The 23,632-nt window shown below is 72.8% G+C and carries 17 protein-coding genes; 10 read left to right on the top strand and 7 right to left on the bottom strand.

Annotated elements, in window-relative coordinates; all coding sequences use genetic code 11:
• Positions 1-61: 61 nt before the first annotated feature.
• Positions 62-1,315 carry an FAD-binding protein gene (locus LQ326_RS29230; RefSeq protein ID WP_234542036.1) on the bottom strand — a complete coding sequence of 418 codons (1,254 nt, stop codon included), beginning with the start codon at positions 1,313-1,315 and terminating at the stop codon, positions 62-64.
• Positions 1,316-1,501: 186 nt separating this feature from the next.
• Between LQ326_RS29230 and LQ326_RS29225 the strand changes: the two genes are divergently transcribed.
• The 4 genes from LQ326_RS29225 to LQ326_RS29210 all read left to right on the top strand — a co-directional run bounded on the left by LQ326_RS29225 (position 1,502) and on the right by LQ326_RS29210 (position 6,992).
• On the top strand, positions 1,502-2,509 hold the full coding sequence (locus tag LQ326_RS29225) for a hydroxyacid dehydrogenase (RefSeq protein ID WP_234542033.1): 1,008 nt from the start codon (positions 1,502-1,504) through the stop codon (positions 2,507-2,509).
• Between the two features lie 89 nt (positions 2,510-2,598).
• Positions 2,599-3,669: a LacI family DNA-binding transcriptional regulator gene (locus LQ326_RS29220; protein WP_234542031.1), complete on the top strand. Its 1,071-nt coding sequence runs from the start codon at positions 2,599-2,601 to the stop codon at positions 3,667-3,669.
• Positions 3,670-3,839: 170 nt separating this feature from the next.
• The gene (locus LQ326_RS29215) at positions 3,840-5,168 is read left to right on the top strand and encodes a radical SAM protein (RefSeq protein WP_234542030.1); all 1,329 of its coding nucleotides are present in this window, start codon (positions 3,840-3,842) and stop codon (positions 5,166-5,168) included.
• Between the two features lie 315 nt (positions 5,169-5,483).
• Positions 5,484-6,992 (top strand): cellulose-binding domain-containing protein, encoded by a 1,509-nt coding sequence (locus LQ326_RS29210; RefSeq protein ID WP_234542029.1) that lies wholly within the window; start codon positions 5,484-5,486, stop codon positions 6,990-6,992.
• A 78-nt stretch (positions 6,993-7,070) separates the two neighbouring features.
• Here LQ326_RS29210 and LQ326_RS29205 read toward each other — a convergent pair whose 3' ends face one another.
• From LQ326_RS29205 to LQ326_RS29195, 3 genes are all read right to left on the bottom strand, one after another.
• The gene (locus LQ326_RS29205) at positions 7,071-8,075 is read right to left on the bottom strand and encodes an ABC transporter substrate-binding protein (RefSeq protein WP_234542028.1); all 1,005 of its coding nucleotides are present in this window, start codon (positions 8,073-8,075) and stop codon (positions 7,071-7,073) included.
• 86 nt (positions 8,076-8,161) lie between these two features.
• On the bottom strand, positions 8,162-9,196 hold the full coding sequence (locus LQ326_RS29200) for an ABC transporter permease (protein WP_234542025.1): 1,035 nt from the start codon (positions 9,194-9,196) through the stop codon (positions 8,162-8,164).
• The gene (locus LQ326_RS29195; RefSeq protein WP_234542024.1) at positions 9,193-9,987 is read right to left on the bottom strand and encodes an ATP-binding cassette domain-containing protein; all 795 of its coding nucleotides are present in this window, start codon (positions 9,985-9,987) and stop codon (positions 9,193-9,195) included. Before LQ326_RS29195 ends, LQ326_RS29200 begins: the two co-directional genes overlap by 4 nt.
• A gap of 201 nt (positions 9,988-10,188) precedes the next feature.
• Here LQ326_RS29195 and LQ326_RS29190 point away from each other — a divergent pair, with 201 nt between their 5' ends.
• Entirely contained in the window at positions 10,189-11,199 is a 1,011-nt protein-coding gene (locus LQ326_RS29190) for a LacI family DNA-binding transcriptional regulator (protein WP_308402043.1), read from the top strand.
• Between the two features lie 554 nt (positions 11,200-11,753).
• Here LQ326_RS29190 and LQ326_RS29185 read toward each other — a convergent pair.
• The 3 genes from LQ326_RS29185 to LQ326_RS29175 all read right to left on the bottom strand — a co-directional run bounded on the left by LQ326_RS29185 (position 11,754) and on the right by LQ326_RS29175 (position 15,328).
• Complete coding sequence (locus tag LQ326_RS29185; protein WP_234542023.1) at positions 11,754-13,523, bottom strand: DEAD/DEAH box helicase; 1,770 nt, start codon at positions 13,521-13,523, stop codon at positions 11,754-11,756.
• Positions 13,524-13,611: 88 nt separating this feature from the next.
• Complete coding sequence (locus LQ326_RS29180) at positions 13,612-13,815, bottom strand: cold-shock protein (RefSeq protein WP_016578941.1); 204 nt, start codon at positions 13,813-13,815, stop codon at positions 13,612-13,614.
• A gap of 142 nt (positions 13,816-13,957) precedes the next feature.
• Complete coding sequence (locus LQ326_RS29175; RefSeq protein WP_234542021.1) at positions 13,958-15,328, bottom strand: acyltransferase family protein; 1,371 nt, start codon at positions 15,326-15,328, stop codon at positions 13,958-13,960.
• A gap of 519 nt (positions 15,329-15,847) precedes the next feature.
• Here LQ326_RS29175 and rsgA point away from each other — a divergent pair.
• From rsgA to LQ326_RS29150, 5 genes are all read left to right on the top strand, one after another.
• Positions 15,848-17,029: a ribosome small subunit-dependent GTPase A gene (rsgA, locus tag LQ326_RS29170; protein ID WP_234542019.1), complete on the top strand. Its 1,182-nt coding sequence runs from the start codon at positions 15,848-15,850 to the stop codon at positions 17,027-17,029.
• Between the two features lie 112 nt (positions 17,030-17,141).
• Positions 17,142-18,545 carry a DNA-3-methyladenine glycosylase 2 family protein gene (locus tag LQ326_RS29165; protein WP_234542076.1) on the top strand — a complete coding sequence of 468 codons (1,404 nt, stop codon included), beginning with the start codon at positions 17,142-17,144 and terminating at the stop codon, positions 18,543-18,545.
• Positions 18,546-18,800: 255 nt separating this feature from the next.
• Positions 18,801-19,982, top strand: coding sequence for an SGNH/GDSL hydrolase family protein (locus LQ326_RS29160; RefSeq protein ID WP_234542018.1), 1,182 nt, complete (start codon positions 18,801-18,803; stop codon positions 19,980-19,982).
• Positions 19,983-20,213: 231 nt separating this feature from the next.
• The gene (locus LQ326_RS29155) at positions 20,214-21,791 is read left to right on the top strand and encodes a protein phosphatase 2C domain-containing protein (protein WP_234542016.1); all 1,578 of its coding nucleotides are present in this window, start codon (positions 20,214-20,216) and stop codon (positions 21,789-21,791) included.
• 79 nt (positions 21,792-21,870) lie between these two features.
• Positions 21,871-23,613 (top strand): pyruvate dehydrogenase, encoded by a 1,743-nt coding sequence (locus LQ326_RS29150; protein WP_234542015.1) that lies wholly within the window; start codon positions 21,871-21,873, stop codon positions 23,611-23,613.
• The last annotated feature ends 19 nt before the right edge of the window (positions 23,614-23,632 follow it).

The following is a 23,632-nucleotide window of genomic DNA, read 5'->3' as shown; positions in this document are numbered from 1 at the left end:
AACGCTATGGCCTGGGAAGCGCTTTCGACAAGCCATTACCTTAAGGGTTGGATTAAGTCCGTCAGTCGTGCAGGACCTCCGCCACGAAGGGGTTCGTGAACTTTCCGTTCGGGTCGAGGTCCCGGGCCAGGGCGCGGAAGTCGCCGAGGCGCGGGTACCGCCGCCGGACCTGGTCCGCCGCGACGGCGAAGACCTTGCCCCAGTGCGGCCGCGGACCGAACGGCTCCAGCGCCTCCTCCAGCCGGCGCACCACCGGCAGTACGGCCGTCAGGTCGTCCACCCAGGTGAAGTGCAGCGCCACCGAGTCCCGGCCGTGGGCGGGGCTCAGCCACTGCTCGTCGGCCGCCACCGTCCGCACCTCGCAGGTCTGCAGGACGGGGGCCACCGTCCGCCGGATGCCGTCGACCGCGTGCAGCGCGTCCAGCGCCGCCGGCCTCGGCAGCAGGTACTCCGTCTGCAGCTCGTCCCCGCTGCTCGGCGTGAACTCCGCCCGGAAGTGCGGCAGCCGCTCGTGCCAGGGCCCCGGCACCCCGAACTGCTGCGTGCAGTTGCCCGCCGGCATGCCCGGCACCGGGTGCATCGCCTCGGTCGCGGGCGCGGCCCACGGGAAGTCCACGGCCGGCTGGTCGGTGCGCCGCTTCACCCACACCTGCCGGAAGCCCGGCTCCCGCCAGTCGGTGAACAGGCTCACGCTGTGGGCCGCGCCGGACACGGCGGCGAAGTCCAGCCCCTCCAGGGGCAGTTCGGTGAACACCGTCTGCGCCATGTCGTACGCCGGCTCCAGGTCCAGGGTGAGCGCGGTGACGGCACCCAGTGCGCCCAGCGAGGTCACCGCCCCGTCGAAGCCCGCGTCCCCCCGCGCGAACGTCGCCGTCGAGCCGTCGGCGAGGACCAGCTCCACCTCCCGGACGGGCGCCGCGAGCGACCCGTTGGCCACGCCCGAGCCGTGGGTGCCGGTGGCGACCGAGCCGGCCACCGAGATGTGCGGCAGCGAGGCCATGTTGGGCAGCGCCAGGCCGTGCGCGTGGACCGCGCGGGCGAGTTCGGCGTACCGGACGCCGCCCGCGACCCGGACCGTACGGGCCGCGGTGTCCACCTCGACGGCCGGCGGCAGCCCGGCGATCGAGACCAGGACCCCCTGCGGGCCGGGGTCGGCGATGCGGTTGAAGGAGTGCCCGCTGCCCAGCACCCGTACCCGCGCACTGCCGGCCACCAGCGTCCGGAGCGCGTCGAGGGAGTGCGGGCGATGGAACTCCTTGGGGGTGTACGTGATGTTGCGCGCCCAGTTGGTGACCGTCTGCGCCGGGTCCGTCATCTCTGCTGTCCCATCCCTGTCGTCCCCCGGGGAGTGTCCGCCGTCCTCCGGGGGTGTCCGTCGTTCGCCGGGCAGTCAGTGTCCGTCCCTTTCGGGGAGTGTCTGTCCATTGACCCTCTCATTTGCCGGGACCTACGGTAGACACCGGTTGCTATCCGCGCGTCACCGAGCCGGAAGGTCACTTCCTTGCCCGAGCGTCCGCAGGCTTTGTTCGCCATGACAGCCCAGAACGTGCCGCAGATCTTTCCGCCGGAGGTGCTCGCGCGGCTGCGCGAGCACGTAGAAATCGATCCCACTCTGGTGGCGCACGACTTCACCGACCCCCGGGTACGGGACACGCTCGCCCGCACCGAGATCCTGGTCACCGGCTGGGGCTGCCCGGTCCTGGACGCGGCCGCGCTGGACGCCGCGCCGAGACTGCGGGCGGTGCTGCACGCGGCGGGCTCGGTCAAGGGCTTCACCACACCCGAGGTCTGGCGCCGCGGCATCGTCGTCTCCTCGGCCGCCGCCGCCAACGCGCTCCCGGTCGCCGAGTACACCCTCGCGATGATCCTGCTCGCCGGGAAGGACGTCTTCGCCTTCCGCGACCTGCTGCGTACCCGCCGCACCTTCCCGTACGGCGACATCGTCCCCGGCATCGGCAACTTCCACCGCCGGGTCGGCATCGTCGGCGCCTCCCGCATCGGCCGCCGGCTCCTGGAGCTCCTGCGCCCCCACGACCTGGCCGTCGCCCTCGCCGACCCCTACGTGGACGAGGCGGAGGCCGCCCGGCTCGGCGTCCCCCTGCTGCCGCTGGACGAGTTGCTGCGCACCTCGGACATCGTCACCGTGCACGCGCCCGAGACCCCGGAGACCCGGCATCTCCTCGGCGCCCGCGAACTCGCCCTGATGCCGGCCGGATCGGTGCTGATCAACACCGCGCGCGGCTCCCTGGTCGACCACGACGCCCTGACCGAGGAGCTGCGCGCCGGCCGCCTGACCGCGATCCTCGACGTCACCGACCCCGAGCCGCTGCCCGCCGGCTCCCCCCTCTTCGACCTCCCGGGCGCCTTCCTCACCCCGCACCTGGCCGGCTCGCAGGGCAACGAGGTGGCGAGGCTCGGCCTCACCGTCGTGGCGGAGGCCGGCCGGCTGCTGACCGGAGACGGCCTCCTGCACGCCGTCGACCAGTCGGCCCTCGATCGGGCCGCGTGACAGGCCGTCCGCCGGGTGCCCGCGGCCGTCTCCCAGGGGGCGGCCGTCTCGTAGGGTGACCTGACACATGACGAAGGGGGAAGCGAGCGGTGGCGAAACGGACGCGGCCGGCGCCGAACGGGGACGCCTCGACGGTACGGGACGTCGCCGCGCGGGCCGGCGTCTCCGCGTCGACCGTCTCCCGCGTCCTCGGCGGCACCTACCCGGTGGCCGCCGCCACCCGCGCCAGGGTCCTCAAAGCCATGCGCGAGCTGGACTACGTGGTCAACGCGCACGCCCGCGCCCTCGGCGGCGCCACCAACAAGACCGTCGCCGTCGTCGTGGACGACGTCACCGGCCCCTTCTACGCGCACATCGCCCGCGGGGTCGAGGAGCAGGCCTCGGCGGAGGGCCGGCTGTGCATGCTCTGCACCACGCACGGCGACCCGCGGCGCGTCCTCGCCGTCGTGGAGACCATGCGGGAGCAGCGGGCGGACGCGGTGATCGTGGTGGGCGGCGCCCTTGAGGACAAGGCCTACCACGACCGCATGACCCACTTCGCGCACGCCCTGGACCGGTCCGGCTCCCGGCTGGTCCTCGTCGGCCGCCCGCCGCTCGGCCCCGGCGTCCCGGCCACGGTCGTCGACTACGACAACGAGGGCGGCGCCTTCGCCCTCACCAGCCACCTGCTCTCCGGCGGCCACCGCCGCATCGCCTACCTCGGCCGGGTCCCCGGCCTGTCCACCAGCGCCCAGCGCATCGCCGGCTTCACCCGCGCCCACGGACTCCTCGGCCTCGCCCCCGACCCCGGCCTCGTCCTCGACGGGGTCTTCTCCCGCTCGTACGGCTACCAGGCGACCCGCGAACTCCTTTCCTCCGGGCGGAGTTTCACCGCGGTCCTCGCCGCCACCGACATGATCGCCACCGGCGTGATCCGGGCCCTGCGGGAGTCCGGCCGCCGCATTCCCGACGACATCGCCGTGGCCGGCTACGACGACATCCCGGTCGCCCGGGACGTCCACCCCACGCTCACCACCGTCCATGTACCCCAGGAAGAACTGGGCCGCGCCGCCGTCCGCCTCGCCCTGCACCGCGACGAACTGCCCGACGGGCAGCATCTGGTGCTGGGGACGCATGTGGTGCTGCGGGAGTCGACCCGGCGACCGCCGCAGGGCGGCTGATCCGGTGGCCGTGGAGCGACTTCCACGGCGCCGCCGTCCAGGCCGGTGACGACGTGATGGCCCGGCTCGGCCGGGCCCGCGCCGCGCCGCAGCCGCCCCCCGCTCTCCCCTCCGCCGACGACGGGGCATAACGTGAGGAGCCGAACGCCTGAGCCGGGAGGAGACACGGGATGGGCAGCCGTACCGCGCTGGTCGAGGATCTGATGGAGAGGTTTCCGCATGTTCCGCGGGAAGCCGTCTTCAAGGAGGACCTGCTGCGGGGCGGTGTGGCCTTCGACCCGTCCGCCCTGAGCGATACCACCAACGAGGCAGCTGGCGAGGTCAAGCCGAAGTCGTACTTCATCTTCTCCTTCGACCACGGCACCCTGCCGGAACTGGGCGAGGCGGCGCTGCGCAGGCCCCCGGAGGAGATCATCCTCACCGGCGGGCCGTACGACCTGCGGCGGACCGTGGTGTCCGTGCGGGTGAACCCGACCTCGCCGTACCGGGTGGCCGCCGACGACGAGGGCGTGCTCGGGCTCTACCTCGACGGGAAGCGGATCGCCGACGTCGGGGTGCCGCCGATGCCGGAGTACTACCGGCACAAGCTCGCCAGCGGCAAGTCCGTGATGGAGGTCGCCCCGACCATCCAGTGGGGTTACCTCATCTACCTCACCGTCTTCCGGGTCTGCCAGTACTTCGGCGCCAAGGAGGAGTGCCAGTACTGCGACATCAACCACAACTGGCGCCAGCACAAGGCGGCCGGGCGGCCGTACACCGGTGTGAAGGACGTCGAGGAGGTCCTCGAAGCCCTGGAGATCATCGACCGGTACGACACCGCGAAGGTCTCCACCGCCTACACGCTGACCGGCGGTGCGATCACCAAGACCGTCGCCGGGCGGGACGAGGCGGACTTCTACGGGCACTACGCCAAGGCGATCGAGGAGCGGTTCCCGGGGCGGTGGATCGGCAAGGTCGTCGCCCAGGCGCTGCCGCGGGACGACGTGCAGCGGTTCAAGGACTACGGGGTGCAGATCTACCACCCCAACTACGAGGTGTGGGACGAGTACCTCTTCAAGATGTACTGCCCGGGCAAGGAGCGGTACGTCGGCCGGGACGAGTGGCACAGGCGGATCCTGGACTCGGCCGAGATCTTCGGCGCCCGGAACGTGATCCCCAACTTCGTGGCGGGCGTGGAGATGGCCGAGCCGTTCGGGTTCAAGACCGTCGACGAGGCGATCGAGTCGACCACCGAGGGGCTGCGCTTCTTCATGTCGCACGGCATCACGCCCCGCTTCACCACCTGGTGCCCCGAGCCGACCACCCCGCTCGGCAAGGCCAACCCGCAGGGCGCCCCGCTGGAGTACCACATCCGGCTGCTGCAGGCCTACCGGCAGACGATGGAGGACTTCGGGCTCTCCTCCCCGCCCGGCTACGGCCCGCCCGGACCCGGCCGCGCCGTCTTCTCCGTCAGCTCCTTCATGGACAGTCTGCCCGCGGCGGACCCGGCGAAGGCGTGATGCCGGGGGCCGGCACAAGAAACCCGCCGGAACGGTGAGTCGAAACGCGGTCGCTGTCCGTACCAGTGGCCGGAGTTGTGGGCCACGACGGGCACGAAGGTGTTCTCCGGACGGCCGGCACAGCGGTTGACGTGACACCGGGGACCGGTGGTATGGGTGACGGGGAGGATCCGTGACGCGACCACCGGTAACCGGTATTGAATATGCCGCTTGTCAGTTGTGCAGGTGACGTGAAAAGCTCGGTCCCACCGTGAGGTTCCCCCCAACTCCGTTGCCGATACGGTGAGTTGACCTCGCTTTGGATGCAGGAGACCCATGCCCGACCTGCCGACCCCTCAGGACGCCGCCGAAGCAGCGCTGTTCTCCGAGTGCTGGGACGCGGTGCTCTCCTACGCCGATCTGTGCACGTCCGGCTCGCTGACGGCCAACCAACTGGCCACCGAGGCTTTCACGCTCGGTATGCGCGAGGCCCGTGACGCGGACTTCACGCCGGTCCGCGGCTCAGGACGGCGCGCCGCCCGACTGCCGATGATCCCGCTGCTGCTCACCGCGGTGCGCAACACGGCCGCCGCCTGGGAGGCCGGAGGACTCGGGCACAAGCTCGACCCGGACCTCCGCCTCTGGCTCAACTCCGAGAAGGCGGAGCGCTATACGGGTCCGCCGTTGCAGCGACCCGTCGCACTGCGCGGCATACGTGACATGCAGGACGCGGACGCCTCACTGCTGTGGCTGGCCGAGGTGGAGGCGCTGCCGCTGCCCGCCGTGGCGCGCCGGCTCGGCCTCGACCCGGCCGTCGCCGCCCAGGAACTGGAGCAGGTGCGCGCCCTCTTCCGGGACCGCTGCCACCGCGCCCACCTCGACACGCCGATGGCCGCGGAGTGCCGCAGCTACGCCCGGCTGCTGGACGCGGTCACCCGGTCCTCGGCGGCCGACACGCCCGAGGACCTCTCCCGGCACCTCGCCACGTGTGTGCAGTGCGCCGAGGCCGCCGCCTGTCTGCGGCTGCACGGCGGCGGACTGCCCGCGGCGCTGGCCGGCGGGGTCATCGGCTGGGGCGGCCTCGCCTACCTGGAGCGGCGCCGCCGCGCCGCCGAGGTGCGGCTCGGCCCGGTCCGCCCGGTCGCCGCCGACAACGACGGCGGCGACCCCAGGGAGGGCGGCGGCCGGGGCAAGGTGCTGCGGCACGGGCTGCTCGGCGCGGCGGTGCTGATCTCGATGGTGGCGCTCGGCGTGTCGATGATGCCGATGGGCGGCGGCTCCGGCGACGACGCGGCCTCCGCCTCCCACGACGACCGCCAGCCGGTCGCCGACCCCACCGCCGACATCCCGTCGGCCGACCCGACCGGCACGCACACCGCCGCCGCGGCCCCCTCGTCCTCCTCCTCGGCCACCGCCGGGAAGCCGGACCACAAGAACCCCGACCCGGAGCCCCAGGGCACCTCCGCGGCCACGGCGGGCACCGGCGGCCGTCACGCCTCCGCCTCCGCCGATCCCACCGACCCCGCGGCGGCCACCTGCCAGGTCTCCTACGACCTGGTCAACCAGTGGACCGACGGCTTCCAGTCCACCGTCACCGTCACCACCAGCCAGGCCCTGTCGGGCTGGCGGGTCCAGTGGTCCTTCCGGGACGGCCAGAAGGTCACCCAGATGTGGGACGCGACGGTCAGCCAGAACGGCGGCCTGGTCACCGCCGACGCCGCCGGCTACAACCAGTCGGTCGCCGCGAACGGCACCCTGTCCTTCGGCTTCCTCGGCACCTGGAGCGGCCGGAACTCGGCGCCGTACGCCTTCACGCTGAACGGCGACTCCTGCTCGCTGAACTGAGCCGGGCCGCCCGCACGACCGGCGGCCGGGCGGACCCAAGAGGGTGGGTCCGCCCGCCCGCTGACCGCGGTCCTCCGCTCAGCACTGCGACTTGTAGAAGTACTTGCTGACCGACGGGTCGTTCATGTTGTCCTTGGTGATCGCCACCATGTCGGTCCCGATCGACTTGGTCACCGACTTGCCCTCGAAGGCGCCGGCGAGCTGGTCCACCGCCTGCCGGCCGATCGCCGCCGGGTCCTGGGCGACCAGCACCTGGAGGGTGCCCGACTTCAGTGAGGCGACCTCGTCGGGCTCCGCGTCGAACGCGGCCACCTTCACCGCGCCCTGCCTGCCGGCCTGCTTCAGCCCGGTGGCGATGCCCTGACCGGTGTTGGTGTTGCCCGCGAACACGCCGCCGAGGTCCGGGTGGGCGGCGAGCGTCGACTGGATCTGGGAGGCCGCCGTGGCCGGCAGGTCGTTGTCGTAGAGCGTGGGCAGCACCTTGATGCCGGGGTACTTGCCCATCTCCTCGGTGAAGCCCTTGATCCGGGCGTCGGTGGTCGAGACACCGGGCTTGACGCTGATGACGATGACCGAGCCCTTCTCCTTCATCAGCTTGGCCAGCGCGTCGGCGGCGACCCGGCCGCCCTTCTCGTTGTCCGACGAGATCCGGGTGATGCCGATCGACGTGTCCGTCACCGTCGTGTCCACCAGCGCCACCTTGGTGCCGGACGACTGGATCTGCTTGAGCGACGGAGTCAGCGCGCTCGTGTCGACCGGCGAGATCAGCAGCCCGTCGGGCCGGGAGGCGGCCACCGAGTCGAGCAGCGGCCGCTGCACGGAGACGTCCCACTGCGCGGAGCCGTCGGCCGTGAAGTCCATCCCCTTGGCCTTGGCCTCCTCCTGCGCGGCACAGGTCATGGTGATGTAGAAGGGGTCGCTCTTCACCCCGGTGATCAGCCGGACCTTCTTGCCCTTGGCGCTGCCCGAACTCCCCGAGCCGCCACTGTCGTTCGACGATCCGCACGCCGAGGCCCCCGCGCCGAGGGCCAGGACCGTGCCCACCGCGACCAGCAACCGGCGCCTGCTGCGAATGCTCCTCATCACAGAGTCCTCCTTCGTCACGAGCGATTCAGCGGTCATGAGTGATCCAGTGGTCATGAGTGATCCAGTGGTCATGCGCGGTCCCGTCATGCGCGTTCCCGGGTCTTCCTGCGCAGCTGGTCGATGTAGACGGCCACCACCAGCACCACGCCCACCGCCACGTCCTGCCAGTACTGCTGGACGCCGATCACGATCAGTCCGGTGGTCAGCACCGCCGGGATGAACACGCCGATCACCGTGCCCAGCACCGAACCCCGCCCGCCGAACAGGCTGGTACCGCCGAGGACCACCGCGGTGATCACCTTGAGGTTGTCGGTGGAGTGCCCGGCGATCGACGTCGTGCCGTACGAGGCCAGCCACATCACCGCCCCGAGCCCGGCCAGCAGCCCCATCAGGCCGTACACCTTCACCAGCTGGCGGCCCACCGGAATGCCCGCCCGCCGCACGGCAGTCGGGTTCGACCCGATCGCGAGGGTGTGCTCGCCGAACCGGGTGCCGCCCAGCACCGCGCCGAAGACCGCGGTCACCACGGCCGCCAGGATCACCATCCAGGGGATGCCGAGCACTTTGCCGAAACCGAGGCTGTTCTGCAGATGTGTGGAGGCCGCCCCGGCCGGGTCCTGGCCGCCGGTGGCGAGTTCGGCGATGCCCAGCGCCGCGCCGAGCCCGCCGAGCGTCACGATCAGCGGCGGCACCTTGCCGGTCGCCACCACCGCGCCCTGCAGCGCGCCCCACGCCGTGCCCACCGCCAGCGCGATGACGACACAGAACGCCACCGTGCCCCAGCCCGAAGTCGCCCCGCCGTGATGGATGTTGTACTCACCCGCCGCCACCGCGGCCAGCACCAGCACCGAGCCGATCGACAGATCGATGCCGGCCGTGATGATCACGAAGGTCATGCCGACGCCGAGCACCAGGTAGATGGCCGCGTTCACGGCGATCTGGGTGATGTCGTACGTGGTGAAGAACTTGCCCGGCGCCGCGATGGTGAAGAACAGGACCAGCGCCACCAGGATGACAAAGGTCCACAGCTCGTTGAGGGTTGCCGCGCGGCGCACCCAGTCGGGCACCGCGGCCCGGCCGCCCACGGCCGCCGCGGCCTTCTCGCTCTGCGCCGTCATCGCGCGCCCTCCGCTTCCCCGGTCCGGTTCGGCTCGTCCAGCGAGCCGGTCATCGCCCCGACCAGCTCCTCGATCGTCGTGTCGGCGGCGGTGTACGACGCGACGCGCCGCCCCAGCCGCAGCACCTCGACGCGGTCCGCGACCGACAGCACCTCGGGCATGTTGTGGCTGATCAGTACGACGCAGATGCCCTGGTCGGCGACCCGCCGGACGGTCTCCAGGACCCGGGCGCGCTGGACGACGCCCAGCGCGGCGGTCGGCTCGTCCATGAAGATGACCTTGTGGGCGAAGGCGACGGCACGGGCGACCGCGACGGACTGCCGCTGCCCGCCCGACAACGTTGTCACAGCGGCCGTCACATCCTTCAGTTCCACACCGAGTTCGGCGAAGGCCTTGACCGCCTCCCGGCGCATCGCGGGCCGGTCGAGGACGCCGATGCGTCCGAGCAGCCCCCCGCGCACGATCTCCCGGCCGAGGTAGAGGTTGGCCGCCGCGTCCAGGTCGGGAGCGAGCGACAGGTCCTGGTACACGGTCTCCACGCCGTGCCGCTGCGCGTCCATCGGGCCGGAGAACCGCACCGGCGCGCCGTCGAGGCGGACTTCACCGGCGTCGGGGGCGAGCACGCCCGACAGGACGTTCACCAGAGTGGACTTGCCGGCACCGTTGTCACCGATGAGGGCGACGACCTCGCCGGGGTATGCCGTGAAATCGGCGCCCGAGAGCGCCTGGACGTGGCCGAAACGTTTGACCACTCCATGTGCGGTGAGCAGTGGTTCCCTTGCAGAGGCCATGTTGTGCCTTCTGGTTGGTATCGTTAACAGCTTGGCTGATTCTTGGGGCGCCCGCAGCGGGGTGTCAAGGGTGGTGCAGCGGGTCGCCGCGCGCGCTGGTCGCACCCACATCTCCCGTTGTCCGCAAGGACGTTGACACGCACACGAGTTGGTAACGTTAACGAGTCGACGCTCAAACGTGACGCAGCTGGAGGACGTGGCGTGGCAGCCACCCGGCCGACCATGAAGGACGTTGCCGCGGAAGCGGGCGTGAGCACGATGACGGTGTCCCGGGTCGTCAACGGTGGTTCGGCCGTCGCCCCGCGGACCGCGGCGCGGGTGGAGGCCGCCGTCCGCAAACTCGGCTACCAGCGCGACGACGTGGCACGCCAGTTGCGCCGCACCCATGAACTGAGCCAGATCATCGGCCTGTTGGTCGACGACGTGACCGATCCCTTCATGGCCGCGGTCGCCTCCGCCGCCGAGCACGTCGCCCGGCAGCGCGGCAGCGTCATGCTCATCGGCTCCAGCCGCGCCGACCTGCGCCGCGAACGCGAGGTGATCGCCGCGTTCACCGCCCGCCGCGTCGACGGCCTGATCCTCACCCCCGCCGCCGGCAGCCACCGCTTCCTGCGTCCCGCCCAGGCGCAGGGCACGAAGATCGTCTGCGTGGACCGGGCGGCACCCGGCCTGGAGGTGGACGCCGTCGTGGTCGACAACTTCGGCGCGGTGCGCGAGGCCGTGCAGCAGTTGGTGGCACGCGGGCACCGCAGGATCGGCTACCTCGGCGACACACCGAAGATCTGGACATTCGGCGAACGCCGGCGCGGCTATCTGGCGGCGCTCGGGGCCGCGGGCATCATCGCCGACCCGGCGCTGGTCAGGGACGGTGTGCGCAACGGCCCCGAGGCGGCCGCCGCCGTCACCGGGATGCTGGCGCTGCCCGACCCGCCGACGGCTCTGCTCGCCGGCAACGAACTGCTGGCTTTCGGCGCCCTGACCGCGGCCCCCCGCGATCTCGCCTTCGTCGCCTTCGACGACTTCGCGCTCGCCGCCCGGCTGACCCCGCCCGTCACGGTGATCGCCCAGGACCCGGTGGCCCTCGCGACCAGCGCGGCCCACCTGCTGTTCGCCCGGATCCACGGCGACGTCTCCCCACCGCGCACCGTGGTCATGCCGACCCGGTTGATCCGGCGCGGCTCGGGGGAGCTGCCGGGGCCGTTCGCCGCGTAGGGGGGCGGGGGTGGCGATTCAGCCGGGGGGCGGATGCGGGGGAGCCCGGCCGGAATCCGGGTGCGGGTGAGTGGGGGCCGGTCGCGCCCACGCGGCGGAGCCGCACATCGATACAGCCCCGCCCCCCTGACGGGGCGCTCCACGCCACGTGCGCTACGGCCCGCAGCCGCGTCGCCGTCGACCGCCGACGAGTCCCGGCCGTCGGCGCGCCGGGCGAAGTCCGCTGCTGATCGGCAGCGCCCCGAAGGGGCGCGGGGAACTGCGCGACCAGCCACGATGGTGCTGCGGGGGAATGGCGGCGCGTCATGCCCCTCCAGCCGCGACGGTGCCGCGGAGGGACGACGGCGTGTCGTGCCGTGTCCAGCCACGATGGTGCCGCGAGGGAATGACGTCGCGTCACGCCGCCTCCAACCACGGCAGCGCCCCGAAGGGGCGCGGGGAACTGCGCGACCAGCCGCGACGGTGCCGTGGGGGAATGACGTCGCGTCACGCCGCCTCCAACCACGACGGTGCCGCGGAGGAATGACGGCGTGTCGTGCCGTTTTCAGCCGTGCTCAGGTGGTCGAGGTGCGGCGGTCGCCCCGGCGGCCCGAGCCGCGGCCGCCGGTGCCCGCGGCGCCGCCGGCCGGTGTCCGCCTGCGGGAACCGCGGTCGTCCTTCCCAGTCCCGGTCCCGGCAGCCGCTCCGGCCGCGCCCCGGCGGTCGGAGCCACGACCGCCCGCGCCGCCAGAGCCGCCACTGCCACCGGTTGTCCCGGCGGCTCCGGTACGGCGGGAGGAGCCGCGTCCGCCGGCCGCGGACGTGCCGTCGGCCGCCGTCCGCCCGGCGGTGGCGCGGGAGCCTGCTCCCTGGCCACCTGTTCCCGTGGCGGCGCGGGAGCCCGAGCCGCGGGTGCCCCGTCCGGTGGCCGTACCCGTCGTCGCTCCCGGGCCGTCGCCGTTTCGGCGTCGGCGGCCGGACCGCCTGCCGGGCTTGGCGCCGGGCTCGCGGTCCGGGCGGGACGCGGTGGCCGGCTGGGGGATCTCGATGACGATGGGTACACCGGAGGGCTCGCGGGCGCCGGTGATGGTGGTCAGCTCCGCGTCGGCCGAGGTGACACGGGCCGTGCGGGGGCGGATGCCGGCGTCCGACATGAGCCGGGTGACGTCCCGCTTCTGGTCGGGCAGGACCAGTGTGACCACGCTTCCGGAGCCGCCGGCGCGGGCCGTGCGGCCGCCCCGGTGGACGTAGTCCTTGTGGTCGGTGGGGGGATCGACGTTCACGACGAGGTCCAGGTCGTCGATGTGTATGCCCCGGGCCGCGACGTTCGTCGCCACCAGCGCGGTGACCTGGCCGTTCTTGAACTGCTCCAGGGTGCGATTGCGCTGCGGCTGGGAGCGGCCTCCGTGCAGTGCCGCCGCGCGGACACCGACGGACAGGAGCCGCTTGGCGAGCCGGTCGGCGGACCGCTTGGTGTCGAGGAAGAGGATGACCCGGCCGTCACGGGCCGCGATGCGCGTGGTGACGGCCTTCTTGTCGGTCTCGTCCTGGATGTGGAGCACGTGGTGCTCCATGGTGGTGACCGCGCCCGCCGACGGGTCCACGGAGTGCACCACGGGGTCGGTCAGGAACCGCTGCACCAGGCGGTCGATGTTGCGGTCGAGGGTGGCCGAGAAGAGCAGGCGCTGTCCGTCGGGCCGTACCTTCTCGATCAGCTTGGTGATCTGCGGCAGGAAGCCCATGTCGGTCATCTGGTCGGCTTCGTCCAGCACCGTGACGCGTACGTCGCCGAGCACGCAGTCCCCGCGTTCCACCAGGTCGTTGAGCCTGCCGGGACTGGCCACGACCACCTCTACGCCACGCCGGAGGACGGCCGCCTGCTTGGTGATCGACAGCCCGCCCACCACGGTGGCCACCCGGAGGTTCACCGCTGTCGCGTACGGGGTCAGCGCGTCCGTCACCTGCTGGGCGAGCTCACGGGTGGGCACCAGCACGAGCGCGAGGGGCGCCCTGGGCTCGGCGCGCAGCCCGGCCGTACGGGCCAGCAGCGCCAGCCCGAACGCGAGGGTCTTGCCGGAGCCGGTGCGTCCGCGTCCCAGCAGGTCACGGCCGGCCAGCGAGTTCGGCAGCGTGGCGGCCTGGATGGGGAACGGGGTGGTCACGCCCTGCGCGGTCAGGGTCTTCAGCAGCGCCGCGGGCATGTCCAGGGCGGCGAAGTCGTCGACGGCGGGAAGCGCGGGGGTCGTGTTTTCCGGCAGCCGGAACTCACGCGGTGCCGACCCGGACGGCGGGGCCGACGGGCCCGGCGAGGTGCGTCTGTTCGGCTTCTGGGGCCTGCGGGACATGCGGTGATCTGCCTTCCTGGAAACAGCACAAACCGGGGTCCGCACCAGTGACGGTGCGGACCCCGGTGAGCGGATACGCGTCCGGCGATCAGGCGGGGACGATGTTCTCCGCCTGCGGGCCCTTCTGGCCCTGCGTCACGTCGAAGGAGACCCGCTGGCCCTCCTGGAGCTCACGGAAACCCTGGGACTGGATGTTCGAGTAGTGAGCGAAGACGTCGGGGCCGCCGCCGTCCTGCTGGATGAAGCCGAAACCCTTTTCGGCGTTGAACCACTTCACGGTTCCCTGTGCCATGACCTTCTCCTTCGGTAGGCAGAGGCCCCATCCGGAGACGCCGGAAAAACAAATAATGCGCCTGCAGGAGGAAAACATTCCCGTCAGGCGCACATAGGTTCATGGGTACCACAACTGCAACTGAGTCAACTGTAGCACAGACTCACACCCGGTCCGCGGCGCGAATGGCCCCGGGCCGCTCCAGCCGGTCTGTCGCCGTCCTCCGCGGGGACGCCACCAGCACCAGTGCGATGCCCAGCGCCAGGCCCAGCGCGGGCAGCACCGGGAACCGGCCGCCCGGCGCGAAGCCCTGCACGGCCAGCCGGCTCAGAGCGGCGACGCTCATGGCCAGGCCGAGCCACAGCGGCCAGGCACGGCGCAGGCCGGTGTCCGGGACGGTCCCGCCCGGCGCGGCCCCGCCCGGCGCTGTCCCGCTCGGTACGGTCCGCCCGTACAGCACGTCCAGTGCGCGGTCCAACGGCTTCAGCGCGGACACGACGCAGGCCAGGACGACGCCGAGCACCAGCAGCCAGGGCACGCGCAGCGCCCACCACGCGGCGGACCCGAGCGCCGGCTCGGGCGCGAGGCCGGGCAGGTAGAACGCGGCGGCGACGGCGAGCACCGGCAGCATGTGCCACAGGTACAGCGTCATGCTCGCCGCACCCACGGGGCGCACCAGGCGCCACACCCGCTCGCGGTCCAGCAGCCGCCGCAGCGGCGGCGCGACGAGGAGGCAGAGGCCGGCCTGGGCGACCACCCAGGCCAGCATCGCGGCCGACGGCGGGTCGGTGTTGCTGGGGCTCTGCCCGGTCACCAGGATCAGGCTGACCGGGAACGGCCCGAGGGCCACGAGCGCGGCGAAGGCGAGCCCGCCGCCCGCCGCCATCGCGAGCGGCACCAGCCGGCGAGCGGTCAGCAGACCGTCGCGCCAGCAGAAGCCCAGCTGATAGGCGACGCCCCACACGAGCACGTAGTCGAGCAGTCCGACCCAGGGGGCGTGCGCCGTCGCCACGAGCGCGTCGGCCACCAGAGCGAGGGCACCCAGCGCCGCCGGGACGCGTGGCCCCCAGCGTCGGTGCGCCGCGTACAGCGGCGGCGTCAGGGCGCTGAGCAGCAGGTACACCGGGAGGAACCAGAACTGCATCCCCATCGCCCAGCCCACCAGCGCCAGCGTGTCGGCGTCCACACCTGCCGTCGTACAGACACCGACGGCGAGCAGCACCGCACCGCTGTAGACGCCCACCGGAAGGAGCAGCCGCAGCGCCCGCCGCCCCAGCCACCCCGCGGGCGTGCCCCCGGCCGCCCGGGCCCGCGCCCAGGAACCGCCCGCGGCATGGCCCCCGGCCAGGAAGAACAGCGGCATGATCTGGAACCCGAGGGTCAGCCACTGGGTCCAGGGAACGGCCGCCAGCAGCTCCGGGGCGATGATCCGCCCGTCGGGCTCCCGGACCAGGGCGGTGATCAGCCAGTGGCCCAGCACCACCAGCACGATCGCCCAGGCACGCAGGAAGTCGACGTAGCGGTCTCGGCTCATGGCCGTCATGCTGCCCCAGCCCCGGGGCCACGGCGGCACCACGCCCATGCCGCAACCATTCCGTGCCCGGTACGACACCGTCCGTCGGCGAACTGCGCCCGTATGCCGACGAGTCCGGGCTCGCGCCGGGCAACGGGCAACCCGCGGGCCACCGGGCCTGACGCCCGCCGGTCACTCGGGCCGGGTGCCGGGACGCGTCGAGTACCCGATCAACAGGCTCAGGGGGTAAGCGCCGGACACCACGTTCCCGCGGAGTTGCGGGGTGGCCGGGGCCGGCGAAATTCGGTGGTGCCGCAGAGCGCGTCTCTCTAGGGTGGGACTTGCTTCTCGCGGTGGCCGTCGGCCGCCGCGGTTCAGTCGTGTGCGGAACGGGAGGTGTGACCGATGGCTGTCTCTGTGACGGGCGCTGCCCGCAACCAGAAGTTCGTCCATTCCACCTCCGTGGCCTCCGGCTGATCCTTCCTGTCTTCCGCGTGCCTGTGAGCGCGCGGCCGGGGCCGCCCTTGTGAAGGGTTTCCCTTGAACCGCTCTTCTCTTTCGGCTTCTTCTTCGGCTTCTTCGGCCACTTCCGCTTCGTCGCACCCGCTGGCCCCGTACGGCTGGGACGGGGGCTGGGAAGCGGAGTTCGCCCCGTACGCCGAGCAGGGTCTCCTGCCCGGCCGGGTCGTACGGGTCGACCGCGGTCAGTGCGACGTCGTCACCCCGTCCGGCACCGTCCGGGCCGACACCGAGTTCGTCGTCCCCCGTGACCCGATGAAGGTGGTGTGCACGGGAGACTGGGTCGCCGTCGACCCCGAAGGCAGCGACCCGCTGTACGTGCGGACACTGCTGCCGCGCCGTACCGCCTTCGTGCGGTCGACGTCGTCCAAGCGTTCCGAGGGCCAGGTGCTGGCCACCAACATCGATCACGTCGTCATCTGTGTGTCGCTCGCGGTCGAACTGGACCTCGGGCGGATCGAGCGGTTCCTCGCGCTCGCGATGTCCTGTGCGAGCGGCGAGGCCCTGCTGCACGAGTCGGCACCCGCCCCGAGGTTCGAGGCGCAGCCGGTCGTGGTCCTCACCAAGGCCGACCTGGTGCCGGAGCCGGCGACCCTCGCGCACCTCGTCCAGGACGTCGAGACGACGGCCGCGGGCGTGCCGGTCCTGACTCTCAGCGCGAAAGCGGGCGACGGCCTGGACGTGCTGGTCGCCCTCGTCGGCTCCGGCACGTCGGTGCTGCTCGGCCAGTCCGGCGCCGGCAAGTCCACCCTCGCCAACGCGCTCCTCGGGGAGGACGTGATGGACGTCCGGGCCGCCCGGGACGTCGACGGCAAGGGCCGGCACACCACCACCACCCGCAACCTCCTCGCGCTCCCGGGCGGCGGCGTGCTGATCGACACGCCCGGACTGCGGGGTGTGGGGCTGTTCGACGCCGAGACCGGGGTCGGGCAGGTGTTCGCCGAGATCGAGGAACTGGCGGAGGACTGCCGGTTCTCCGACTGCGGGCACGAGAGCGAGCCGGGCTGCGCGGTGCGCCTCGCCGTGGAGACCGGAGAGCTGCCCGTCCGCCGGCTGGAGAGCTACCGCAAGCTGATGCGGGAGAACCAGTGGATCGTCGCGAAGACCGATGCCCGGCTCAGGGCCGAGATCAAGAAGGACTGGAAGCGGAGGGGCGCGGAGGGGAAGGCGGCGATGGAGGCGAAGCGGGGGCGGCGGTGGTAGCGGTAGCAGAAGCAGTAGCCGTCTGACCGTCGGGTTGGGGGGTGGGGGCCGGGGGCGTCATGTCCGATTCCCGCCAGCCCCGCCCCCGGCCCTCACCCAGACTTGAGGGGTGATGGACGAAGAGACCAGGTACGAGGCGGTCCGCAGCCGTGACGGCCGGTTCGACGGCGCGTTCTTCTTCGCCGTCCGGACCACCGGCATCTACTGCCGGCCCAGCTGCCCCGCCGTCACCCCGAAGCGGCGCAACGTCCGCTTCTTCCCCACCGCGGCCGCCGCCCAGGGCTCCGGGTTCCGGGCCTGCCGGCGGTGCCGCCCGGACGCGGTTCCCGGCTCCGCCGAGTGGAACGTCCGCGCCGACGTCGTCGGCCGGGCCATGCGGCTGATCGGTGACGGCGTGGTGGACCGGGAGGGCGTCGGCGGGCTCGCCGACCGGCTCGGCTACAGCGCACGCCAGGTGCAGCGGCAGCTCACCGCCGAACTGGGCGCCGGGCCCGTCGCGCTCGCCCGGGCCCAGCGGGCGCACACCGCCCGCACCCTGCTGCAGACCACCGAACTGCCGATCACCGAGATCGCGTTCGCGAGCGGCTTCGCCAGTGTGCGGCAGTTCAACGACACCGTCCGCGCCGTGTACGCCACCACCCCGAGCGGGCTGCGCGAGGCCGCGCCCGGCGGCCGGGGCGCACGGCGCGGATCCCCGGCCGCCGGGATCCCGCTGCGGCTCGCCCACCGCGGCCCGTACCAGGCCGGCCCCGTCTTCGACCTGCTGGAGCGGGAATCCGTGCCCGGCGTGGAGGAGGTCACCGGCGTCGCCGGCGCGCGCACCTACCGCCGTACCCTGCGACTCCCGTACGGCCACGCCGTCGTCGCCGTCGAGGAGCGGACCGGTGCGACTCGCGCGACCGGTGCGGGCCCGGGCGCCCGTCCCGGCGGCTGGCTCGACGCCCGGCTGCGCCTCACCGACCCACGTGATCTGACCACCGCCGTACAGCGGCTGCGCCGGCTGTTCGACCTCGACGCCGATCCGTACGCCGTCGACGAGCGGCTCGCCGAGGACACGCGGCTCGCTCCGCTGGTCGCGGCCCGGCCGGGGCTGCGGTCGCCCGGCGCCGCGGACCCCGCGGAGGCCGCCGTACGGGCCCTCGTCGGGACCGCCGGCGCCGAGCGGCTGGTCCGGAGGTACGGCACGGCGCTGGACACCCCGTCCGGCGGCCTCACCCACCTCTTCCCCGAGCCCGCGGTGCTCGCGGGGGCGGAGCCCGACGGCACCCTCGGCGCGCTTGCCGCGGCGCTCGCGGACGGGACGGTACGGCTGGATCCGGGCGCCGACCGGGACGAGGCGGAGGCGGCGCTGCGGGCGCTGCCGGGGATGGACCCGGCGGTCGTCGCCACGGTGCGCGTCCGCGCCCTCGCCGACCCTGACGTCCCGCCGGCCGGGCCGACCGTACCGGACGAGTGGCGGCCCTGGCGGTCGTACGCCGTCCGGCATCTGCTGGTGGAAGCAGAGGCGAGGCACTGATCGCAGCCCTCGCCGTCCGTCCCCGGACGGTGGGGCGGGTGGAACGTGGTGGTGGGGTGACGGTTCGACCCCGGTCCGTTCCGGGCCGCCACCGTCACCACGCCCGGCCCGCTCCGCCCGCCCCACCGCGCCGCTCCACCCCCCGGCTCCGCTCCGCGCTCCGCCACCCGAGTGGTCTCGTGGTCCGGTTGCTGTTCGAGCCGATCCCGGTATGTCACCTTCCCCTCCAGTGGGCCTTCGAGAGGGCAGGTGTGGATGGGCAGGGTCGGGCGGGTGCTCGCGGTGGTGTTGTTGCTGGTGATGGGGGTGACCGGGCGGGCCGGTGCCGACGCCGGGCCCGTGCTGTGGACCGGGAGCTGGGAGGCCGCGCCCTCCGGTACCGAACCGGCCGTGCCCGGCGGCGCGTTCCGCAACGTCGTGCACCTGAGCGTCGGGGGGAGCGCGGTGCGCGTGCGGGTCAGCAACCGGCTCGGCAGCGCCGCGCTGCGGCTCGGAGCGGTCACCGTGGCCCTGCGGCAGGGCGACGGACCGGACGCCGTACCCGGCTCGATGCGCGCCGCCACCTTCGCGGGCGCCGGCACCGCCGTCGTACCCGTCGGGCAGGACCTGGTCAGCGACCCCGTGCCGCTCGCCGTCGCGGCCGCCGCCGATCTGCTGGTCACCGTCGAGACCCCGGGCGACTCCGGGCCCGCCACCTTCCACCGGGTCGCGCTCCAGACCAGCTACCTCGCGAAGGACGGTGCCGGGCGGGCCGCCGACGAGGACGGGGACGCGTACACCCGGACCACCGGTCACTGGTACTACGTCACCGGCGTCGACGTGCGGGCCGTGGCCCACGGCAGTGTGGTCGCCTTCGGCGACTCCCTCACCGACGGCAACGGCACCAGCATGGACGCCAACCACCGCTGGCCCGACCGCCTCGCGGACCGGCTGCGGCCCTGGCGGACCGGCGTCCTCAACGCCGGGATCTCCGGCAACCGGCTCATGCGCGACAGCACCGGCGGACCGGGAGCCCTCAGACGCCTGGACGCCGACGGGCTCGACCGGAGCGGTGTGCGGACCCTGGTCGTCCTCGAAGGCATCAACGACATCAAGGGCACCCCGGAGGCCACGGACCCCGCCGACTTCGTGCGGGCCTACCGGACCATCGTCGCCCGCGCCCACCTCAGAGGGATCCGGGTGATCGGCGCGACTCTCACGCCGTACGCCGGGTACAGCGGCTACACCGACGCCCGGGAGGCCGTACGGCAGGCGGTGAACGCCCTGATCCGCACCCAGCACGTGTTCGACGCGTACGTCGACTTCGACGCCGTCGTACGGGATCCGCAGCGGCCCAGCCGCATCCTTCCCGCCTACGACCCCGGCGACCACCTGCACTTCAACGACACCGGCACGCGCGCCCTGGCCGACGCCGTCCCGCTCGCCGACCTGCTCTGAGCCTCAGTCGGCCCAGCCCACCACGGCCGGCCGCCACCAGCGGGCACGCGAACAGGGAGGGCAGGACAGGAAGGCCAGTTCCGGACCACCCCGCCCCGTGCGTGTCGCCGACCCCCTTTCGTCGCACGGGTGTTCAGGATGTCCCTCGCCATACCCCCCGGGACGAGGTCCGGTACGGGATTTTCCGGATGCCCCGTTTTCATCCGGCCCACGCGGTGGACAATTAGGGGCATGAGCCAGCCAGGGGGTAGGTCCGCCCGTCATGAGGACGACTGGTGGGGGCAGTTGTACGAAGACTCCGCCGACGACACCGGACCCACGGCCGTCCCCGATTCCCTCGACGACCGCTTCGCCTCGGCGGAGAAGACGGTGGGGGGACGGCGGGGCGTCACCGCGGAACCGGGCGGCGACCAGGCACCGCCGACCGTACCGGCCCAGCGGGCGCCCGCCGCCCCCGCTCCGAAGGCCTGGCCGTGGGACGAGGAGGACCAGGAGCAGCTGGAGGCGGACGACGACGCCCCGGCCGCCGCCCACCCCGCGACCCGTCCCGACCTGCCCGCCCCACCCCCGCGTGCCGCCCCGGAAGCCCCGGAAGCCCCGGAGTCCTTGCCCCCATGGGCGTCGCGAGCTCCGGAAGTGGCGGATGCCGTGGAGCCCTTGGCCGCATGGGCGCCGCGAACCCCGGAAGCCCCGGAAGCCCCGGAAGCTCCTGAAGCGACGGTTGCCCCGGAGCCCTTGGCCCCGTGGGCGTCGCGAGACCCGGAAGTCTCGGAAGGGACGGTTGCCCCGGAGTCCTTGGCCGCACGGGTGCCGCGAGTCCCGCAGGAGGCCCCTTCGGCCTCCTCCGTCGACTACGTCGGGTCCGGGCCGCCCACCTACGACGCCGAGCCCACCGCCCTGCCCGCCGCCGACCCCGACGAACTCGACGACCTGGTCGCCGACACCGTCCTGGAAGGCGCCCGGTACGGCTCCTGCACCCTGCGGGCCGTCTCGCAGCGCGGCGACTCCGCCCGGTACCGCGGCGAGCCGCGCCGCGACGCCCTGCTCGTCGCCCGGTTCGGGGCCGGCGAACAGGCCCTGGTCCTGGTCGCGATGGCCACCGGCGCCCGGGCCGTCCCCGGCGCGCACCGGGCCGCCGCCGAGGTGTGCGAGTGGATCGCCCGGGCCGTCGGCCGCAGCCACCAGCGGCTCACCGAGGACATCCAGGCCGCCCGGCGCGGCGACCTGAAGTCCGGGCTGCACCGGCTCACCGACCGCAGCCTCGGCAGGCTCCGCGCCGGCGCCGCCGAACGGGGCGTCGCCCCCGAGGAGTACGCGGCCAGCCTGCGCTGCCTCCTGGTCCCCGCTCACCCCCAGTGCCGTACCCGCGTCTTCTTCGGGGCCGGCGAGGGCGGGCTGTTCCGGCTGCGCGACGGCGAGTGGCAGGACATCGAACCGCGCGTCGACACCGACAGCGCCGGCGAACCCGTGCTCGGCTTCGGCTCGCGGCCCGCCGAGACCCCGGCGGGCGACCGGCTCACCATGGACCTCGGCATCCCGACCCCGCCGAGCCCCTACGAACCGGCCCCCGAGCCACCCCGTGACCCGTTCCTGTTCCGGGCCTCGGTAGCCCGCCCGGGTGATGCTCTCGTGATGTGCACGGGCGGCCTCGCCGACCCGCTGCGCGGCGAACCCGCCCTCTGCGCCTACCTGGCCCGACGCTGGTCCGGCCGTACCCCGCCGGGCCTCGCCGCGTTCCTCGCGGACGCCCAGGTACGGGTCAAGGGGTACGCGGACGACCGTACGGCGGCGGCCGTCTGGGAGGCGTGAGCGCGGTCTGTGTGGATACATGGAAGGGCGTCGCGGGGGGAAGCCGGAGATCCGCGCAGCCGAAGGGTGCCCGACCGCCATGGCCAAGCAGAACGTCGCCGAGCAGTTCGTCGACATCCTCGTCCGCGCCGGAGTGCGCCGCCTCTACGGCGTCGTCGGTGACAGCCTCAACCCGGTCGTGGACGCCGTCCGCCGCAACTCGGCCATCGACTGGATCCACGTCCGCCACGAGGAGACCGCCGCCTTCGCGGCCGGCGCCGAGGCCCAGATCACCGGCACGCTGGCGGCCTGCGCCGGCTCCTGCGGCCCGGGCAACCTGCACCTGATCAACGGCCTGTACGACGCCCACCGCTCGATGGCCCCGGTCCTGGCCCTCGCCTCGCACATCCCCTCCGGTGAGATCGGCCTCGGCTACTTCCAGGAGACCCACCCCGACCGGCTCTTCCAGGAGTGCAGCCACTACAGCGAGTTGATCTCCAGCCCGCAGCAGATGCCCCGGCTGCTGCAGAGCGCCATCCAGCACGCGGTCGGCCGCAGCGGCGTGAGCGTGGTGACCCTGCCGGGTGACATCGCCGACCAGCCTGCCCCCGAGCAGTCCGCCTCGGCCGCCGTCGTCACCTCACGGCCCACCGTCCGCCCGGGCGACGAGGAACTCGACAAGCTGGTCGCGATGATCGACGCGGCGGACAAGGTGACCCTGTTCTGCGGCAGCGGCACGGCGGGCGCCCACGCGGAGGTCATGGAGCTGGCGGAGAAGATCAAGTCCCCGGTCGGCCACGCCCTGCGCGGCAAGGAGTGGATCCAGTACGACAACCCGTACGACGTCGGCATGAGCGGGCTGCTCGGCTACGGCGCCGCCTACGAGGCCACCCACGAGTGCGACCTGCTGATCCTGCTCGGCACCGACTTCCCGTACAACGCCTTCCTCCCCGACGACGTGCGGATCGTCCAGGTCGACGTCCGGCCCGAGGTCCTGGGCCGCCGGTCCCGGCTGGATCTCGCGGTGTGGGGCGATGTGCGCGAGACCCTGCGCTGTCTCGTTCCGCGCGTGCGGGCCAAGACCAACCGGCGGTTCCTCGACCGGATGCTGAAGAAGCACACGGACGCGCTGGAGGGGGTGGTGCAGGCGTACACGAGGAGGGTCGACAGACATGTCCCGATCCATCCGGAGTACGTGGCCTCGGTCCTCGACGAAATCGCCGACGACGACGCGGTGTTCACCGTCGACACCGGCATGTGCAACGTGTGGGCGGCCCGTTACATCTCGCCCAACGGCCGCCGCCGGGTCATCGGTTCCTTCTCGCACGGCTCGATGGCCAACGCACTGCCGATGGCGATCGGGGCCCAGTTCACCGACCGGCGGCGGCAGGTCGTCTCGATGTCAGGAGACGGCGGATTCGCCATGCTGATGGGCGACTTCCTGACCCTCGTCCAGCACGACCTGCCGGTGAAGGTGGTCCTGTTCAACAACTCGGTGCTGAGCATGGTCGAGTTGGAGATGCTGGTCGGGGGGCTGCCCGCGTACGGCACCGCCAACACCAATCCCAACTTCGCGGCTGTCGCGCTGGCCTGTGGCGCCTACGGGGTGCGGGTCGAGAAGCCCAAGCAGCTCGCGGGCGTGCTGAAAGACGCTTTCAAGCACAAGGGGCCGGCCCTGGTCGACGTGGTCACCGACCCCAACGCGCTGTCCATCCCGCCGAAGATCAAGGCGGAGATGGTCACCGGGTTCGCGCTCTCCGCGTCCAAGATGGTCCTGGACGGCGGCGTGGGCCGGATGCTCCAGATGGCCCGCTCCAATCTGCGCAACGTGCCGCGGCCGTGACGGGGGCCGGGGCCGGGGC

Origin of the sequence: Streptomyces shenzhenensis, assembly GCF_021462265.1 — a bacterium.
GTDB lineage: Bacteria > Actinomycetota > Actinomycetes > Streptomycetales > Streptomycetaceae > Streptomyces > Streptomyces shenzhenensis.
This window is presented reverse-complemented; position numbering and strand designations above follow the sequence as displayed.

Bases quoted from the DNA above. Each gene is read 5' to 3' on its own strand.
- LQ326_RS29175 (WP_234542021.1), bottom strand. From the start codon at position 15,328: ATGAGCCGAGACCGCTACGTCGACTTCCTGCGTGCCTGGGCGATCGTG.
- LQ326_RS29150 (WP_234542015.1), top strand. From the start codon at position 21,871: ATGGCCAAGCAGAACGTCGCCGAGCAGTTCGTCGACATCCTCGTCCGC.
- LQ326_RS29180 (WP_016578941.1), bottom strand. From the start codon at position 13,815: ATGGCACAGGGAACCGTGAAGTGGTTCAACGCCGAAAAGGGTTTCGGC.
- LQ326_RS29155 (WP_234542016.1), top strand. From the start codon at position 20,214: ATGAGCCAGCCAGGGGGTAGGTCCGCCCGTCATGAGGACGACTGGTGG.
- LQ326_RS29195 (WP_234542024.1), bottom strand. From the start codon at position 9,987: ATGGCCTCTGCAAGGGAACCACTGCTCACCGCACATGGAGTGGTCAAA.
- LQ326_RS29200 (WP_234542025.1), bottom strand. From the start codon at position 9,196: ATGACGGCGCAGAGCGAGAAGGCCGCGGCGGCCGTGGGCGGCCGGGCC.
- LQ326_RS29165 (WP_234542076.1), top strand. From the start codon at position 17,142: ATGGACGAAGAGACCAGGTACGAGGCGGTCCGCAGCCGTGACGGCCGG.
- LQ326_RS29185 (WP_234542023.1), bottom strand. From the start codon at position 13,523: ATGTCCCGCAGGCCCCAGAAGCCGAACAGACGCACCTCGCCGGGCCCG.
- LQ326_RS29230 (WP_234542036.1), bottom strand. From the start codon at position 1,315: ATGACGGACCCGGCGCAGACGGTCACCAACTGGGCGCGCAACATCACG.
- LQ326_RS29160 (WP_234542018.1), top strand. From the start codon at position 18,801: ATGGGCAGGGTCGGGCGGGTGCTCGCGGTGGTGTTGTTGCTGGTGATG.
- LQ326_RS29215 (WP_234542030.1), top strand. From the start codon at position 3,840: ATGGGCAGCCGTACCGCGCTGGTCGAGGATCTGATGGAGAGGTTTCCG.
- LQ326_RS29210 (WP_234542029.1), top strand. From the start codon at position 5,484: ATGCCCGACCTGCCGACCCCTCAGGACGCCGCCGAAGCAGCGCTGTTC.
- LQ326_RS29205 (WP_234542028.1), bottom strand. From the start codon at position 8,075: ATGAGGAGCATTCGCAGCAGGCGCCGGTTGCTGGTCGCGGTGGGCACG.